Origin of the sequence: Cellulomonas sp. zg-ZUI22 (assembly GCF_017353535.1) — a bacterium.
Taxonomy (GTDB): domain Bacteria; phylum Actinomycetota; class Actinomycetes; order Actinomycetales; family Cellulomonadaceae; genus Cellulomonas; species Cellulomonas wangleii.
Window position 1 is genome coordinate 788,507 of record NZ_JAFMUZ010000001.1, and the last position, 16,037, is coordinate 804,543.

The following is a 16,037-nucleotide window of genomic DNA, read 5'->3' on the forward strand; positions in this document are numbered from 1 at the left end:
CCGGGGCGCAGCCCAGGACGGGCAGGTCCGGCGCGCCGGGTCAGCGCGCGACGCGCACGACCAGCGCGCCGGGGTCCACGCGGGCCGTGATCACGCTCGCGCGACCCACGATGTCGCCGTCGACCTGCACGTGCTCGCCGCCGGCCACCTCGATGCGTGCCGAGCGGGCGCGCGTGTGGTCGATGCGTCCGATCTTGCCGGGGGCCTCGTTGCGGACGCCGACTCCCTGGAGCACGACCTCGCCGAACAGCTGCGCCCAGCCCGCGATCCCGCCGCGTGTGTCGATCGAGGCGATGTCGAGCACGCCGTCGTCGAGGACGGCGTCGGGCAGCAGCGTGATGCCACCGGGCAGCTTGCCGCAGTTGCCGACGAGCAGGCTGCGGGCACGCAGCTGCTGGACGGGCTCGTCGTCCAGCGTCAGGCGGACCCGCAGGCGTCGGCCGTGCAGGTGGCGCACGCCGGCCATGAAGTACGCGATCCAGCCCACCTTGGCCTTGAGGCCGTCGTCCGTGTCGGCCACCATCGCGGCGTCGAACCCGAGGCCGGCGATGACGAGGAAGATGTGGTCGCGCGGCTTGTCGGTGTCGTCCGGCAGGTCGTCGGCGGCCTCGGCGATGTCGTCGTCCATCTGCGACTCCCACCGCTCGACGCGCAGCCAGCCGACGTCGATGGGCTTGTCGGTGCCGTCGAGCGCGAGCTGGAGCGCCGCGAGCGGGTCACTGATCGGCACGTCGAGGTTGCGGGCCAGCAGGTTGCCCGTCCCCAGCGGCATGAGGCCCATCGGCACGCCCGTCCCGGCGAGCGCCTCGGCGACCGCGCGCACGGTGCCGTCACCGCCGACGGCGACCACCAGGTCGGCCCCGGACTCCACGGCCGACCGCGCCTGGCCGACACCCGGGTCCTCGACGGTCGTCTCGAGCCACATCGGCTCCGGCAGGTACTGCTCGGAGGCGGCCTTGCGGACGGCCGCGCGCAGCTCGACGACGTCGGGCTTGGACGGGTTGGCGACGAAGGCCACGAGCTGGCCGGCGGGTCGGCCCGTGTCCGCCGCCGGCGCGGGTGCGGGCCCCGCGAGGCGTGCGCCGAGCCTGCGCTGCTGCCGCCAGACCCACAGACCCAGCCCGACGGCGACGAGCGCCAGCGCACCGGCGACCACCGCGACCCACGCGACCCATGACATGGCGGGCAATCTACGGGTGTGCGGGCCACGCCGCAGGTCGGGCGGGTCGTGGCCGCGAGTGGTGCACAGGACGGTCCCCCCGGGGGAATGCGCTGGGCAGGGTCGGTAGTGTCGGGGGCGTGATCGATCTGCAGCTGCTGCGCCAGGACCCGGACGTCGTGCGAGCCAGCCAGGTGGCGCGCGGCGCGGACCCGCACCTCGTCGACGAGGTGCTCGACGCCGACGCCCGCCGTCGCTCCGCGCTGACGGAGTACGAGGCGCTGCGCGCCGAGCAGAAGTCCCTCGGCAAGAAGGTCGCGCAGGCGTCGGGCGACGAGAAGCAGGCGCTGCTCGCCCACACCAAGGAGCTCGCGGCGCGGGTCAAGGCCCTGCAGGCCGACGCCGACGCGGCGCAGGCGCACGCCACCGAGCTCTCGCGGCGGATCGACAACGTCGTCGAGGACGGTGTGCCCACCGGCGGCGAGGACGACTACGTCGTGCTCGAGCACGTCGGCACGCCGCGCGACCTGGCCGCCGAGTACGGGCCGGACTTCGTCGTGAAGGACCACCTCGACCTGGGGGAGGGGCTGCGCGCGATCGACACCGAGCGGGGCGCGAAGGTCTCCGGGTCGCGCTTCTACTTCCTCACCGGTGTCGGCGCGCGGCTCGAGCTCGCGCTGCTGAACGCCGCGATGGACCTCGCGACCCGCAACGGCTTCGTCCCGACCATCACGCCGACCCTCGTCAAGCCCGAGGTCATGGCCGGCACGGGCTTCCTCGGCGCGCACGCCGACGAGGTCTACCGGCTCGAGGCGGACGACCTGTACCTCGTGGGGACCAGCGAGGTCGCGCTCGCGGGCTTCCACTCGGGCGAGATCCTCGACCTGTCGGACGGCCCGCTGCGGTACGCGGGGTGGAGCGCCTGCTACCGGCGCGAGGCCGGGTCGTACGGCAAGGACACCCGCGGCATCATCCGCGTGCACCAGTTCCACAAGGTCGAGGCGTTCGTCTGGACGCGACCCGAGGACGCCGCGGCCGAGCACCGCCGGATCCTCGAGTGGGAGAAGGAGATGCTGGCGCTGGCCGAGCTGCCGTACCGCGTCATCGACACCGCGGCGGGTGACCTGGGGTCGAGCGCCGCGCGCAAGTTCGACTGCGAGGCCTGGCTGCCCAGCCAGCAGCGCTGGCTGGAGCTCACGTCGACCTCCAACTGCACGACGTTCCAGGCCCGTCGCCTCGGGGTGCGCGAGCGCACCGCGGACGGCATGCGGACCGTCGCCACGCTCAACGGCACGCTCGCCACGACGCGCTGGATCGTCGCGCTGCTGGAGAACCACCAGCAGGCCGACGGCTCGGTGCGCGTCCCGGAGGGCCTGCGGCCCTACCTGGGCGGCCTCGAGGTGCTGGAGCCGGTCCGGTGAGCCGCACCCGGCTCGTCGCCCTGGACGTCGACGGCACGCTGATGTCGTACGACGGCGTCATCAGCGACGACGTGCGCGCCGCGGTGACCGCGCTGGTCGAGCACGGCGTGCACGTCGTGCTGTCCACGGGGCGCGCGGCGCACTCGGCGACCGCGGTCGCGCGCGACCTCGGCCTGACCGACGGCTGGGCGGTGTGCTCCAACGGGGCCGTCACGGTACGGCTGGACCCCGACGAGCCCGCCGGCTGGACGGTGGCGCACTCGGTGACGTTCGACCCCGGGCCGGCGGTGCGCGCGATCGCCCTCGAGCTGCCCGACGCCCTGTACGCCGTCGAGGACCTCGGCGTGGGGTTCCTGGTGTCCGCGCCGTTCCCGCCCGGGGAGCTCTCGGGCGAGCACCGGGTCGTGACCCTCGAGGAGCTGGCCAGCGCGCCCGCCACCCGCGTCGTCATCCGCGCACCGCGCAGCACGCCCGAGGAGTTCCACGCCCTCGTGGAGCGCGTCGGCCTGCACGAGGTCTCGTACGCCGTCGGCTGGTCGGCCTGGCTGGACCTCACACCCGGCGGCGTCTCCAAGGCGTCGGCGCTGGAGGAGGTGCGGCGTCGGCTCGGCGTCGAGCCGCACGAGACGCTGGCGATCGGCGACGGTGCGAACGACGTCGAGATGCTGCGGTGGGCCGCGTGCGGGGTGGCGATGGGCCACGCCTCCGACCCGGTGCGCGCGGCGGCCGACGAGGTCACCGGCACGATCGACGACGACGGCGCGGTCGAGGTCCTGCGGCGTGTGCTGGCCTGACCTGGGCCTCCGTCGGGGTGATGTGACCCAATCGTGACCCTCTCGTCGGGTGATTTGCCTTGCAACGCCGTCCAGGACGGCGTTGGGTCGATTCGCCGGTTATCCGAGACGAGGACGTTGGGGGATCGATGAGGCACATGCGCAAGAGCGCGGGCGTGCTGGCGGCAGGCGCCGTGGCTGCGCTCGCGCTGACAGCCTGCAGCACGGGAGACGGCGAGACGCCGGGCGGCAGCACGGACGCCGCGGTCGACGAGGTCGAGGTGGACTGCGCCGACTTCGAGCAGTACGGCGACCTGGACGGCAAGACGATCACCATCTACGCGGGGATCGTCGCGCCGGAGGACACGCCCTACATGACGTCGTTCGAGCCCTTCGAGGAGTGCACGGGCGCGACGGTCGACTACCAGGCCGACAAGCAGTTCGAGCAGCAGATCCTGGTGCGTGCCCAGGCGGGCAACGCGCCGGACATCGCGATCGTCCCGCAGCCGGGCCTGCTGGCCCAGCTCGTGGCGACCGGCACGGTCGTCGAGGCGCCCGAGGGCGTCGCGGCCAACGTGGACGAGTTCTGGGGCGAGGCGTGGAAGGACCTCGGCACGGTCGACGGCACGTTCTACGCGGCCCCGTCCGGTGCGAGCGTCAAGTCGCTGGTCTGGTACTCGCCGACGCAGTTCGAGGAGAACGGGTACGAGGTGCCCGAGACGCTCGACGACCTCATGGCGCTGACCGAGCAGATCGCGGCCGACGGCAACAACAAGCCGTGGTGCGCCGGTATCGCGTCGGGTGAGGCGACCGGCTGGCCGCTGACCGACTGGATGGAGGACATGGTCCTGCGCGTCGGTGGCCCCGACGTCTACGACCAGTGGGTCTCGCACGAGATCGCGTTCGACTCCGAGGTGCCGACGCAGGCGCTCGACGCCGTGGGCGAGTACCTGAAGAACCCGGACTACGTGAACGGCGGCATCGGCGACGTGTCGACGATCGCCACGACCGCGTTCCAGGACGCGGGTCTGCCGATCCTCGACGGGCAGTGCTCGCTGCACCGGATGGCGTCGTTCTACGCGGCGAACTTCCCCGACGGCACCGACGTCGCGGACGACGGCGACGTCTTCGCGTTCTACCTGCCGTCGGAGGACACCTCCACCAAGCCGGTGCTCGGTGCCGGTGAGTTCGTCACCGCGTTCTCCGACCGTCCCGAGGTGCAGGCGCTGCTCGAGTTCTGGTCGACCGACACGTGGGCCAACCTCAAGGCGGCCGCGTCGTCCGAGGAGACCGGTGGCGGCTGGATCACCGCGAACAGCGGTCTGGACACCGACAACCTGGTGAACCCGATCGACCTGCTCTCGGCCGAGATCCTGCTCGACCCGGCCTCGGAGTTCCGGTTCGACGGCTCCGACCAGATGCCCGCGGCCGTCGGCTCGGGTGCCTTCTGGAAGGAGTCGACCAACTGGATCACGGGGCAGTCGACCGCGGACACCCTCTCGAAGATCGAGACTGCCTGGCCCTGACCGGTGACCCGACCGGACCGTTCCCCCGCCTGCGGGCGACCCCGCCCGGGGTGGGGGAGCGGTCCGGTCCGGGGTGCCCGGCTCGGCCCGTCCTGATCCTCGTACGTGCCCGGGAGGTGCGATGAACGTCGCGGACAAGCTGGTCGCGATGGTGCTGGCGCTGGCGGCGTTCGCCGTCGTGATCGGTCTGATCCTGTTCGTCGTCTCGTTGCTGGAGCGTCGCGGTGCACGCCGCGTCGCGTGGTTCTTCGTCGGCCCGACGGTGCTGCTGCTGATCGTGGGCCTGCTGTACCCGGCCGGTCGCACGGTCGTCCGCTCGCTCTTCGACGCGGCCGGCTCGTCGTTCATCGGCATCGCCAACTACACGGCGATCTTCAGCTCGCCCGACCAGCTGGTCGTCCTGCGCAACACGGTGCTGTGGGTCCTGGTCACCCCGTTCGTCGCGACGCTGGTGGGCCTGCTGTACGCGATCTGGGTCAACGGGGCCCGCGGGGAGTCCGCCGCCAAGGCGCTGATCTTCCTGCCGATGGCCATCTCGTTCGTCGGCGCCTCGATCATCTGGAAGTTCGTCTACGAGTACCGCTTCTACGACCCCGACGTGCGGGTCAACCCCGAGCAGATCGGTCTGCTCAACCAGGTGCTGGTGTGGCTGGGGATGTCACCCCAGCAGTTCCTGCTCAACCAGCCGTGGAACAACCTGTTCCTCATCGTCGTGATGATCTGGATCCAGGCCGGGTTCGCGATGACGATCCTGTCGGCGGCCATCAAGGCCATCCCGGCGGAGATCACCGAGGCCGCGCGGCTCGACGGGGTCTCGTCCTCGCAGCTGTTCCGGTACGTCACCGTCCCGGCGATCCGCCCGACGCTCGTCGTGGTCCTCACCACGATCGCCATCGGCTGCCTCAAGGTCTTCGACATCGTCCGGACCATGACCGGCGGCCTGTACGGCACCAGCGTCGTGGCCAACGAGTTCTACACGCAGAGCTTCACGGCCGGGAACCAGGGGCTGGGCGCCGCGCTCGCGGTCCTGCTGTTCGTCCTGGTGATCCCGATCATCGTCTACAACGTCCGGCAGCTGCGACAGGCGGAGGCACGATGACCACCACCCCGCCCCCCCTCCAGGTCGTGCTGCCCGCCTCGCGCGGCGAGGGCGACGTCGCCTCCACGGTGCGCGCCACCAAGCGGCGCCTGACGTCGCCCTGGGCCACCGTCGCCGCCGTCGTGCTGGCGACCGTGTGGACGATCCCGACGTTCGGCCTGCTCGTCACGTCGTTCCGGCCCGCCGCGGACATCAACTCCACCGGCTGGTGGACGGTCCTGACGAACCCGAACTTCACGCTCGAGAACTACCGGACGGTGCTCGCCACCGACTCCTCGCAGTCGCTGCTGCCGTTCGTCATCAACTCGGTCGTCATCACCATCCCGTCGGTGGTGCTGCCGATCTTCCTGGCGACGCTGGCGGCGTACTCGTTCGCGTGGATGCAGTTCCGCGGCCGGGACGCCCTGTTCGTCGCGGTGTTCGCGCTGCAGGTCGTGCCCATCCAGGTCACGCTCATCCCGCTGCTGTCGCTGTACGCCGACGTCGGCGTGGCGGGCACGTTCTGGGCCGTGTGGCTCTCGCACACCATGTTCGGCCTGCCGCTGGCGGTGTTCCTGCTGCACAACTTCATGCGGGAGATCCCCGGCGAGCTGGTCGAGGCGGCGCGCGTGGACGGCGCCGCGCACGTGACCGTGTTCTTCCGCCTCATGCTGCCGCTGCTCAAGCCCGCCCTCGCGGCCTTCGGCATCTACCAGTTCCTGTGGGTGTGGAACGACCTGCTGGTCGCGCTGACGTTCGCCGGGTCGTCGAACCAGGTCGCCCCGATGACGGTCGCGCTGTTCAACCTCACGGGCACGCGCGGGTCGCAGTGGTTCCTGCTGTCCGCCGGTGCGTTCGTGTCGATCATCGTGCCCGCCGTCGTGTTCCTGGCGCTGCAGCGGTACTTCGTGCGCGGGCTGCTGGCGGGGTCGGTCAAGGGCTGACCGGTCGGTGCGTACCGGGAGGGAGGCCGGGCCACCCCGGACCTCCCTCCCGCAGCGCGCGCACGGGCGCGACGTAGCCTGACGCGGTGCCCGCGCCCCTGCTCTTCGTCGTCTCGGGCCTGACGCAGTACGCGGGGGCCGCGCTCGCGGTCGGGCTGTTCGCGGTGGTGCCCGCCGGGACCGTCGCGTGGCTGCGCGTCTCGGTGGCCGCCGTGATCCTGCTCGCCTGGCGCCGGCCCTGGCGGGTGCGCGAGCTGTGGGAGCCCCGGCGGCTGGCGGTCACGGCGCTGTTCGGCGCCGTGCTGGCCACCATGAACGTGACCTTCTACATCGCGATCCAGTACCTCCCGCTGGGGACGGCGGTCGCCGTGGAGTTCATCGGACCCGTCGCCGTGGCGGCTCTCACCGGCCGGGGCTGGCGCGACCGGGCCGCCATCGCCGTCGCGGCGGTGGGCGTCGTGCTGCTGGCGGGCGTCAGCCTCGACGCCGGGCCCGGCGCCGTCACGGGCCTGGTCGCGATCGGCGTGGCCGCCGCCTGCTGGGGTGCGTACATCGTGCTCGGGCGCCGGGTCGCGCGGTCCGGCGGCCCGGGGGCGAGCGGGCTGGCGATCGCCATGGCGGCCGGCGCGCTGGTGTTCGCGCCGTTCCTCGCCGACGGGTCCGGCCCGGTGCTGCACGACGCGCGGCTCGCGCTGGTCATCGTCGCGGTCGCGGTGTGCTCGTCCCTCGTGCCGTACGTCCTCGAGCAGGTGGTGCTGCGTCGCGTCAGCGCCGCGACGTTCGCGATCCTCCTGTCCCTGCTGCCGGCGACGGCGGCGGTGGTCGGGGCTGTCGGGCTGCGGCAGTGGCCGCACGGGCTGGAGCTCGTGGGGCTCGTCCTGGTGTCGGGCGCGATCGCCCTCACGGCCCGGGGCGACCGGGCCGACGGCTGACGGTGCGACCCGGCCTGACGCCGTACCGGCCCGAGGGGGCGTGCGCCTAGAGGTACTGCCCGGTCGACGGGCGCAGGTCCTCGGGGCCCTCGTCGCGCGCGACGGGCACGATGAGCCCGCTGCGTCCGGGCACCTGGCCGGGCGGCAGCGCGCGGCGCATCTGCGTGAGCTGCGCCTGCGCGGCCATCTGCTGCGCGACGAGCGCGGTCTGGATGCCGTGGAAGAGCCCTTCCAGCCACCCGACCAGCTGCGCCTGCGCGATCCGCAGCTCCGCGTCCGAGGGTGCCTGGTCCTCCGTGAACGGCAGCGTGATGCGGTGCAGCTCGTCCAGCAGCTCGGGGGACAGGCCCTCCTCGAGCTCGTGCACGGACCGCTCGTGGATCTCGGCCAGGCGGGCGCGTGCCGCGTCGTCGAGCGGGGCCGAGCGCACCTCGTCGAGCAGCTGCTTGATCATCGTGCCGATGCGCATCACCTTGGCGGGCTGCTCGACCATGCCGGCCAGGTCCTCGTCCTGCTGGCCGTCGGGTGCCTCCTCGGCCCGGCCGTCCGGGCGGGCACGGTCCTGCGGCGGCACCACCACGGCGTGCGGGTGGCCGCCCGGCGCGTCGGTGCGCTGCTGGTCGGTCGTCTGCTCCTCGCGGTGCTCACCGGTGTCCATCTCGCCATCATCGCCCCGTGCGGTCCGGCACGCAGCCGTGGCGGCGGACGCGCTGGCTAGGCTGCCCCCATGGCGTGGCTCAGCACCCCGGCGCACCACCGTTGGCTCGAGGCCGAGACCGACCGGCTGTGGGAGTTCGGCCGCGCCTCGCGCGTGGCCGGCGGCGGCTTCGCCCGGCTCGACGACGTCGGGCGCCCGGCGCCGGGGCCGCTGGAGCTGTGGATCACGTGCCGCGCGACGCACGTGTACGCGCTCGCCCACCTCGCCGGCCGGCCCGGCGCGGCGGCCCTCGTCGACCACGGCCTGGCGTCCCTGTCCGGTCCGTTCCACGACGACGAGCACGGCGGCTGGTTCGCCGAGGTCGAGCCCGACGGCGCACCGCGTGCGACCACCAAGGCGGCGTACCCCCACGCGTTCGTCGTCCTGGCGGCGTCGAGCGCCACCGCGGCCGGGCGCCCCGGAGCGCGCGCGCTGCTCGACGAGGCGCTGGCGGCGCAGGACCGCTGGTTCTGGGACGACGCGGCGGGCATGGTCGTCGAGGAGTGGGACCGCACCTTCACGACGCTCGACGCGTACCGCGGCGTCAACGCGAACATGCACACCGTCGAGGCGTACCTGGCGGCCGCGGACGTCACGGGGGACCGGGTGTGGCTGGACCGGGCGCGGCGCGTCGTCGAGCGCGTCGTCCACGTGCTCGCGCGCGGCAACGACTGGCGCATCCCCGAGCACTTCGACGCCGGGTGGCAGCCCGACCTCGAGTACAACGCGGACACGCCCGCGCACCCGTTCCGCCCGTACGGGGCGACCATCGGGCACTGGTTCGAGTGGGCACGGCTGACCCTGCACACCCGCGCGGCCCTCACCGCGCGCGGCGACGTCGCGCCGACGTGGCTCCTCGACGACGCGGCAGCGCTGTTCGACGCGGCGGTGCGCGAGGGCTGGGCGGTCGACGGCGCGCCCGGCTTCGTCTACACGGTCGACTGGCAGGGGCAGCCGGTCGTGCGCGAGCGCATGCACTGGGTGGCGGCCGAGGCCGTCGCCGCGGCGGCCGCCCTGCACGCCGCCACCGGGGACGCCCGCTACGAGGCGCTCTACACGCAGTGGTGGGACTACGTCGGTGAGCACGTGCTCGACCGTGCCGGTGGCTCGTGGTGGCACGAGCTCGGCCCCGACAACCGCGTGTCCCGCACCGTGTGGGCGGGCAAGGCCGACCTGTACCACGCGGTGCAGGCGACGTTGATCCCGCGGCTGCCGCTGACGCCGGCGCTGGCCCCGGCGCTGGCCGCCGGCCTGCTCGACTGACCTGCGGCGACCCGGCGCGGGTCAGCGTCAGCGGGTCAGGGGATCAGCAGGACCTTGCCGAGCACCTCGCCGGACGCCAGCATCGCGTGGGCCAGGGGAGCGTCGGCCAGCGGCACCCGCGCGTGCACCACCGGCCGCACGCGCCCGTCGAGCACCAGCGGCCACAGGTGCTCGCGGACGCCGGCCATGATCGCGGCCTTCTGCGCGGCGGGGCGGTCGCGCAGCGTCGTGGCGATCACGGAGCCGCGCCGTGCCATGAGGGCGGGCAGGTCGAGCTCCCCGCGGCGACCCTGCTGCAGGCCGATGACCACGAGCCGACCGCCCTCGGCCAGCAGCTCCACGTTGGACCGCAGGGCACCACCGCCCAGCACGTCGAGCACCACGTCGACGCCCCGGCCCCCGGTCGCCCCCCGTACCGCGGCCGCCACGTCCTGGCTGCGGTGGTCGACGACCACGTCGGCACCCAGCTCGCGCACGCGGGCGCACCGCTCGGGTCCGCCCGCCGTCGCGAGGACCCGGTGGCCGCGCGCGTGCGCGAGCTGCACGGCCACCGATCCGACACCCCCGGAGCCACCGTGCACCAGCAGCGTCTCGCCGGGTTCCAGGCGGGCGGCGCACAGGTTCGACCAGACGGTGGCGAGCGCCTCAGGCAGCGCCGCGGCGTCCACCGGATCGAGCACCGGGTGCACCGGCAGGGTGAGGGAAGCGTTCACCGTCACTCGTTCGGCGTAACCTCCGCCCGCCAGGAGCGCCGCGACGCGGTCCCCGACCTGCGGCGTGCCGGGGTCCGCGGGGTCGCCCCCGGCGTGCGTGACGGCCGTCGCCGGAGGGCCCACGCCGACCACGACGCCGGAGACCTCGAGCCCGGGCCACGCCGGGGCGCCGGGCGGGGGCGGGTAGTGGCCGGCGCGTTGCAGCAGGTCAGCACGGTTGACGCCGGCGGCGGCGACCTCGATCAGCACCTCACCGGGACCCGGCACCGGGTCGGGCACCTGCGACGCGCGCAGCACGTCGGGTCCGCCCGGGGAGCTGACGACGACGGCGCGCACGGTCCGCACCGTAGGGCGGCCGGGCCGGGCCGTGCACGCAGGCGCGCCGGGGCGGCCGCGGGCGCGGCAGCCGTTTTGCGACGTACACGGCGTATCGGCAGGGGTGAGGTCCGTGGCAAACTCGGGCGGCGGGCTAATGGTCCGGTGTCCAGGTACCGATGAAGCGCAGACGGCAGTCACCTGCGGTGGCTGCGTGACGGACGCGAGCGGTATACCGCCGTGAGCGTCCGACGTCGGGCGAAGGGAAAGGATCGACATGCTGCGACGGCTCGGCATCCGTGCCAAGGTCCTGGCGGTCCTCGCCGTGCCCATGATCGTCCTGCTCGTGGCCGGAACGTACATCTCGTACGGCGCGATCCAGGACCTCCGGTACGCGCGTGCCACCCAGACCGTGGTGCGCACGCTCGATGCGCTGAGCCCGCTGACGGCGGCCTACCAGCAGGAGCGCATCCTGTCCCTCACCGGGGCGGCACCGGAGCAGATCGCGGAGGCGCGCGCTGTGACCGACCGGGTTCTCGGTGAGACCCGGAAGGTGACGGCCGAGCTGCAGCTCGACCAGTTCCCCGAGTCGGTCGTGCGCGAGTTCCGCGACCAGCAGGAGGCGTACCGCACGCTGCTGCCGCAGGTGCGCGCGCGCGTCGACGAGAACGGTCAGCGCGCCGTCATCAAGAACAGCTTCCAGAACATCCTCGACGGGCAGACGCGCGTCATGGAGGGTGTCGCGAACTCCCTGCAGGACCGGGAGCTGGCGGAGTTCGTCGCGGCCAACCGTGAGCTGGCGCTCCTGTCCGACGCACTCCTCAACGAGTACGTCACCGGCTACGAGCTGAAGGTGGCCGTCGCCGAGAGCCCGGCGCTCGCCCGTACCTTCCAGTCCCTGACGACGTCGACCGAGCTGGCCCGTGACCGCGCGCGGTCCGCGGTCGCCGACCTCGAGCTGCCCGGCGTCGCCCTCAGCACGGGCGACCCCACCGCGCGGCTGCTGTCGATGCGTGCCAACTTCACGCGTGGTGCCACCGCCGCCATCGCGACGGTCGACGGCGCGGAGTGGCTCGCGCAGACCACCAGCCAGATGGCCTCGATCGGTGAGGTCAACAGCGGTGTCCTCGCCGGCGCCGACCAGGTCGCCGCGGACGGCGTCGCCGCAGCCCGCGACACCGCCCTCGTCACCGTCGCGCTCGCCCTGGCCGCCCTCATCGTGTCCTTCCTCTTCGCCGTCACGGTCGCGCGCTCCATCGTCGTCCCGCTGCGCCGCCTGACCAGCGCGGCCGCCGACGTCCGCGAGCAGCTGCCGCGGCTCGTCGAGCAGGTGTCGACGCCCGGCGAGGGTCCCGAGATCACGCTCGCCCCGATCCCCGTCCGCTCCTCCGACGAGGTCGGCCGCCTCGCCCAGGCGTTCAACGCGGTCAACGCGACCACCGTGCAGGTGGCGCAGGAGCAGGCCGCGCTGCGTGGCTCCATCGCGGAGATGTTCGTCAACGTCGCCCGCCGCGACCAGGTGCTGCTCAACCGGCAGCTGTCCTTCATCGACTCCCTCGAGCGTGCCGAGGAGGACCCCGGGACGCTGGCCAACCTGTTCCGCCTGGACCACCTCGCCACCCGGATGCGCCGCAACGCCGAGTCGCTCCTCGTGCTCGCCGGCATCGACTCCGGTCGCCGCCTGCGGGACGCCATGCCGCTGTCCGACGTCATCCGGACCGCCTCCTCGGAGATCGAGCAGTACGACCGCGTCCAGCTCGACCTGCAGGTCGACCCGCACATGCTCGGGTTCAACGCGCTGTCCGCCGCCCACCTGCTGGCCGAGATCCTCGAGAACGCCACGGTCTTCTCGGAGCCCGAGACGCCGGTCGTCGTCACCACGGGTGTGAACGGCGCGTCCGTGGTCGTCCGGATCACCGACCAGGGCCTGGGCATGACCGAGGCGGAGATCGAGTCGGCCAACCGCAAGATCGCGTCCGTCTCCGCCAGCGACGCGCTCGGCGCGCAGCGCCTCGGCCTCTTCGTGGTCGGGCGCCTCGCCCAGCGGCTCGGTGCCGAGGTGACGCTGCGCAAGCGCGTCGGCGGCACGGGCACCGAGGCGCTCGTCATGTTCCCGAGCACCCTCTTCTCGGCCAACGAGGTCAACAGCTACGGTGCGCTGCCACCTGCCGCGGCCGCGCCGGCGCAGGCCGCGCCGCTGCCGCAGATCGAGGCGCCCGAGGTCCGTGAGGTCGACCTGGCCGAGCTCACCGACGGCGAGACGCCGCTGGGCCTGCCGCGCCGTCGCCGCGGCGACGAGGCCGGTGGGGCCCCGGCCGTCCGGCCGGCCGCGGGCGTCCCGGACGACGACGCCCCGATCCCGGTGCCGATGCTGAACGCGCCCGGCGGTCTGCCGACGCGGTCGCGCAAGACCTTCGACGAGAACAACATCGTCCTCCCCGTGGCACCCGAGACGACGCTGTCGCCGGAGCTGTCGGTCGACACGGGCGAGTGGACGCCGGCCGTCGCGGCCACGCCGCTGCGGTCGGGTCTGCCGACCCGGGCGCGTGCCGCCACGTCCGCCTGGGCCAGCGAGCCGGACCAGGACGAGTCGCGTCCCGCGTCGGCGCCCGCCGACCCGGCCGCCCGCGCCGGCCTGTTCTCCGGCTTCCGCGGTCGTGAGCTGCCCACCACGGGCGACCAGGCCGCGTCCGGGCTCGCCGTGCCGTCGCTCGAGCCCGACGAGCTGACGACCCCGGAGCCGTCGCCCGCCCCCGGTGCGGACGAGGGCTGGCCCGTGCCGTCGTGGCGTGACCTGTCCAGCGGCCTGCCGAGCCGGGCCCGTCCCAGCGTGACGCCGGACGAGGACGCCGCGACGCAGCAGGAGCCCGCGCAGCAGCCCGAGCAGTGGAGCGCGCCGCACACGGACGACACGTGGCGCGCGCCGCAGAGCGACGAGCAGCCGTGGGCGCCGACCCACGACGAGCAGCCGTGGGCCCCGGACGCGCCGGCCGCCGAGGCGGCCCCGGCGCCCGCATGGGACCGCGAGGAGACGACCGCCCCCTCGTGGGACGAGCCGCAGGCACCCGCCGCGACGTGGGACCAGCAGGGGACCGCGACGACCTCGTGGGACCAGCAGGAGACGGCCCCGTCGTGGGAGCAGCAGGAGTCGGCGGCCCCCTCGTGGGGTGCCCCGCAGGCCCCGGCAGCGTCGTGGGACCAGCCGGAGGAGTCCGCGGCCCCCGCGTGGGAGCAGCCGCAGGCCCCGGCCGCGTCCTGGGACGAGGCACCCGCCGCGCAGTGGGAGACCACCGCCCTGCCGCCCGTCGAGCACGGTGACGAGGGTTCGCACGAGCAGCCGGCCGCCGAGCACGGGGCGCCCGAGCCCGAGGCGCCGTTCACCGCCTACAGCGGGTACTCCGGCTGGGCGGGCAGCAGCGACCGTCCCGCGCTGGAGTACACGGCCCCGTACGTGCCGTTCGAGCGGTCGCTCGACGAGGCCCGTGCCTGGCACACGGGTGCGATGCCGGTCGTGCCGGAGCCTGCGCGCACGGCGGCGCCCGCCTGGTCCGCACCGGCCGACGCGCAGCCCGCCGGCCACGGCCACCAGGTCGAGGCGGAGCCGGAGCCCGAGGCCGAGGAGGAGGTGGCCGCCCCCTGGGCGCCCGTCTCCGCCGTCGCGCCCCCCGTGGTCGCGCCGCAGCTGGAGCCGGACCCCGAGCCTGTCGCCTGGCAGGCGCCCGCACGCCAGGAGCAGCAGGTCGAGGCCGCGCCGGCACCGTCCGCCGACGAGTGGCGTCCGAGCACGCCCGCGTGGGCGCGGTCCGCGGCCGCCGACGAGCCGACCCAGATGTTCGCCCCCGTCGACTCCGCGCCGGTGGCACCGGCACCGGTGGCGCCGGTCGTCGACCCCCGACCGGCACTCCCGGTGCGCAACGCCCAGGCGCCGTCGCCCGCGTGGCAGCCGACGTCGGCGCCGGTCGCGGCGGATGCCCCGGCACCGGCGTTCAGCGACCTGGTCGCCCCCGAGGACGACAAGCCGAAGCGTCGCTGGGGCAACTTCTTCAGCCGCAAGAAGGACGACGGGCTCGTCGAGGACGCGCCGGCCCCGACGGTGACGCGTACCCCCGTGCGCTCCTCCGCGTGGGGTCCGGACGGGCTGGCGGCCGCGCCGCTCACCCCCGCGGCACCGCCGGCACCGCAGGCGCCCGCCGCCAACGGCTGGGAGGCACCGGCCTGGTCGGCGCCGTCCGCACCGCAGTCCGCCGCGACACCCGTCGTCCCCGAGGTGCGTCCCGCGCCCTCGTGGTCGCCGCCGGAGTGGACGGGCCGTCAGGCCGCGCCCGCGTCGACGGTCCCGCACCCGTCCGTCCCGCCGTCGACGGCTCCCCGTGTGGGGACCCTCGACGACGAGGTGGCGGCGATGCTCGCCCTCCGCTCGGACATCCAGGAGCAGGCTCTCTCGGAGCTCAGCCAGCTGTCCGCGTACCGGCCCAGTGCCGTGGGGGCGGGCGGTTCGGAGCGCCTCGCCAAGCGTGTCCCCAGCGCGGTTCCCGCCGCGCCGGCACCGATGGAGGAGCGCCCTGTCCAGCGCGACGCGGACCAGCTTCGGTCCCGCTTGTCGAGCTTCCAGACCGGTACGTCGCGCGGACGTCGCGCGGCCCACGGACCCCAGGACGGTGACCACTCGTGATCCGACGACCCCGAACTCCCGGTGGCCTGTGTGTCACCGCGGACATCCCGCCCGCAGTCGGCCCAGACTGCACCATGAAGGAGGAAGTGTGACCGCGCTCAGCACCGAGGCAGCCAACTTCGGCTGGCTCCTGGACAACTTCGTCCGGACCGTGCCCGGCACTCGCCACACGCTCGTGGTGTCGGCCGACGGTCTGCTCATGGCGATGTCGGAGCAGCTCGACCGCACCAGCGGCGACCAGCTCGCGGCCATCGTCTCGGGCATGTCGAGCCTCACCCGTGGCGCGTCGCGCCAGCTGCGTGCGGGGGAGGTGCGCCAGGCGATCATCGAGATGGACCACCTGTTCCTCTTCCTCATGAGCGTCTCCAACGGCTCCGTCCTCGCCGTGGTCGCCGAGGCGACGTGCGACGTCGGCCTCATCGGCTACGAGATGGCGATGCTCGTCTCGCGCACCGAGGCCACCCTGACGCCGCAGCTCATCTCCGAGATGCGGGGCCAGCTGCCGATCGATGGCGCTACCCGGGCGCCCGTCGCCTGAGGGAAC

At 73.8% G+C, this 16,037-nt stretch carries 12 protein-coding genes; 9 read left to right on the forward strand and 3 right to left on the reverse strand.

The window, feature by feature from the left end:
• Window positions 1-40 precede the first annotated feature (40 nt).
• Entirely contained in the window at window positions 41-1,180 is a 1,140-nt protein-coding gene (locus tag J1G43_RS03590) for a diacylglycerol kinase family protein (protein ID WP_207339556.1), read from the reverse strand.
• A 119-nt stretch (window positions 1,181-1,299) separates the two neighbouring features.
• Between J1G43_RS03590 and serS the strand changes: the two genes are divergently transcribed.
• The 6 genes from serS to J1G43_RS03620 all read left to right on the forward strand — a co-directional run bounded on the left by serS (window position 1,300) and on the right by J1G43_RS03620 (window position 7,833).
• On the forward strand, window positions 1,300-2,580 hold the full coding sequence (serS, locus tag J1G43_RS03595; RefSeq protein WP_207377978.1) for a serine--tRNA ligase: 1,281 nt from the start codon (window positions 1,300-1,302) through the stop codon (window positions 2,578-2,580).
• On the forward strand, window positions 2,577-3,374 hold the full coding sequence (locus J1G43_RS03600; RefSeq protein WP_207377979.1) for an HAD family hydrolase: 798 nt from the start codon (window positions 2,577-2,579) through the stop codon (window positions 3,372-3,374). The genes serS and J1G43_RS03600 overlap by 4 nt, the downstream gene beginning before the upstream one ends.
• Window positions 3,375-3,511: 137 nt before the next feature.
• Window positions 3,512-4,879 (forward strand): ABC transporter substrate-binding protein, encoded by a 1,368-nt coding sequence (locus tag J1G43_RS03605; RefSeq protein ID WP_307859461.1) that lies wholly within the window; start codon window positions 3,512-3,514, stop codon window positions 4,877-4,879.
• 121 nt (window positions 4,880-5,000) lie between these two features.
• Complete coding sequence (locus J1G43_RS03610) at window positions 5,001-5,978, forward strand: carbohydrate ABC transporter permease (protein WP_207370004.1); 978 nt, start codon at window positions 5,001-5,003, stop codon at window positions 5,976-5,978.
• Complete coding sequence (locus tag J1G43_RS03615; protein WP_207339552.1) at window positions 5,975-6,901, forward strand: carbohydrate ABC transporter permease; 927 nt, start codon at window positions 5,975-5,977, stop codon at window positions 6,899-6,901. The genes J1G43_RS03610 and J1G43_RS03615 overlap by 4 nt, the downstream gene beginning before the upstream one ends.
• Before the next feature lie 86 nt (window positions 6,902-6,987).
• Window positions 6,988-7,833 carry a DMT family transporter gene (locus J1G43_RS03620; protein ID WP_207339551.1) on the forward strand — a complete coding sequence of 282 codons (846 nt, stop codon included), beginning with the start codon at window positions 6,988-6,990 and terminating at the stop codon, window positions 7,831-7,833.
• Window positions 7,834-7,879: 46 nt separating this feature from the next.
• On the opposite strand, the gene J1G43_RS03625 is transcribed toward J1G43_RS03620, so the two are convergent.
• Window positions 7,880-8,491, reverse strand: coding sequence for a bacterial proteasome activator family protein (locus J1G43_RS03625; RefSeq protein ID WP_207339550.1), 612 nt, complete (start codon window positions 8,489-8,491; stop codon window positions 7,880-7,882).
• A gap of 69 nt (window positions 8,492-8,560) precedes the next feature.
• Between J1G43_RS03625 and J1G43_RS03630 the strand changes: the two genes are divergently transcribed.
• Window positions 8,561-9,793, forward strand: coding sequence for an AGE family epimerase/isomerase (locus tag J1G43_RS03630; protein ID WP_207377980.1), 1,233 nt, complete (start codon window positions 8,561-8,563; stop codon window positions 9,791-9,793).
• Window positions 9,794-9,828: 35 nt separating this feature from the next.
• Here the strand turns inward: J1G43_RS03630 and J1G43_RS03635 are convergent, their stop codons facing one another.
• A complete protein-coding gene (locus tag J1G43_RS03635) occupies window positions 9,829-10,842 on the reverse strand; it encodes an NAD(P)H-quinone oxidoreductase (protein ID WP_207377981.1) in 1,014 nt (337 codons plus the stop codon).
• A gap of 256 nt (window positions 10,843-11,098) precedes the next feature.
• Here J1G43_RS03635 and J1G43_RS19340 point away from each other — a divergent pair, with 256 nt between their 5' ends.
• Together J1G43_RS19340 and J1G43_RS03645 are read left to right on the forward strand one after the other, a co-directional pair.
• On the forward strand, window positions 11,099-15,493 hold the full coding sequence (locus J1G43_RS19340) for an ATP-binding protein (RefSeq protein ID WP_207377982.1): 4,395 nt from the start codon (window positions 11,099-11,101) through the stop codon (window positions 15,491-15,493).
• 88 nt (window positions 15,494-15,581) lie between these two features.
• Window positions 15,582-16,031, forward strand: coding sequence for a roadblock/LC7 domain-containing protein (locus tag J1G43_RS03645; protein ID WP_089797937.1), 450 nt, complete (start codon window positions 15,582-15,584; stop codon window positions 16,029-16,031).
• Window positions 16,032-16,037 lie beyond the last annotated feature (6 nt).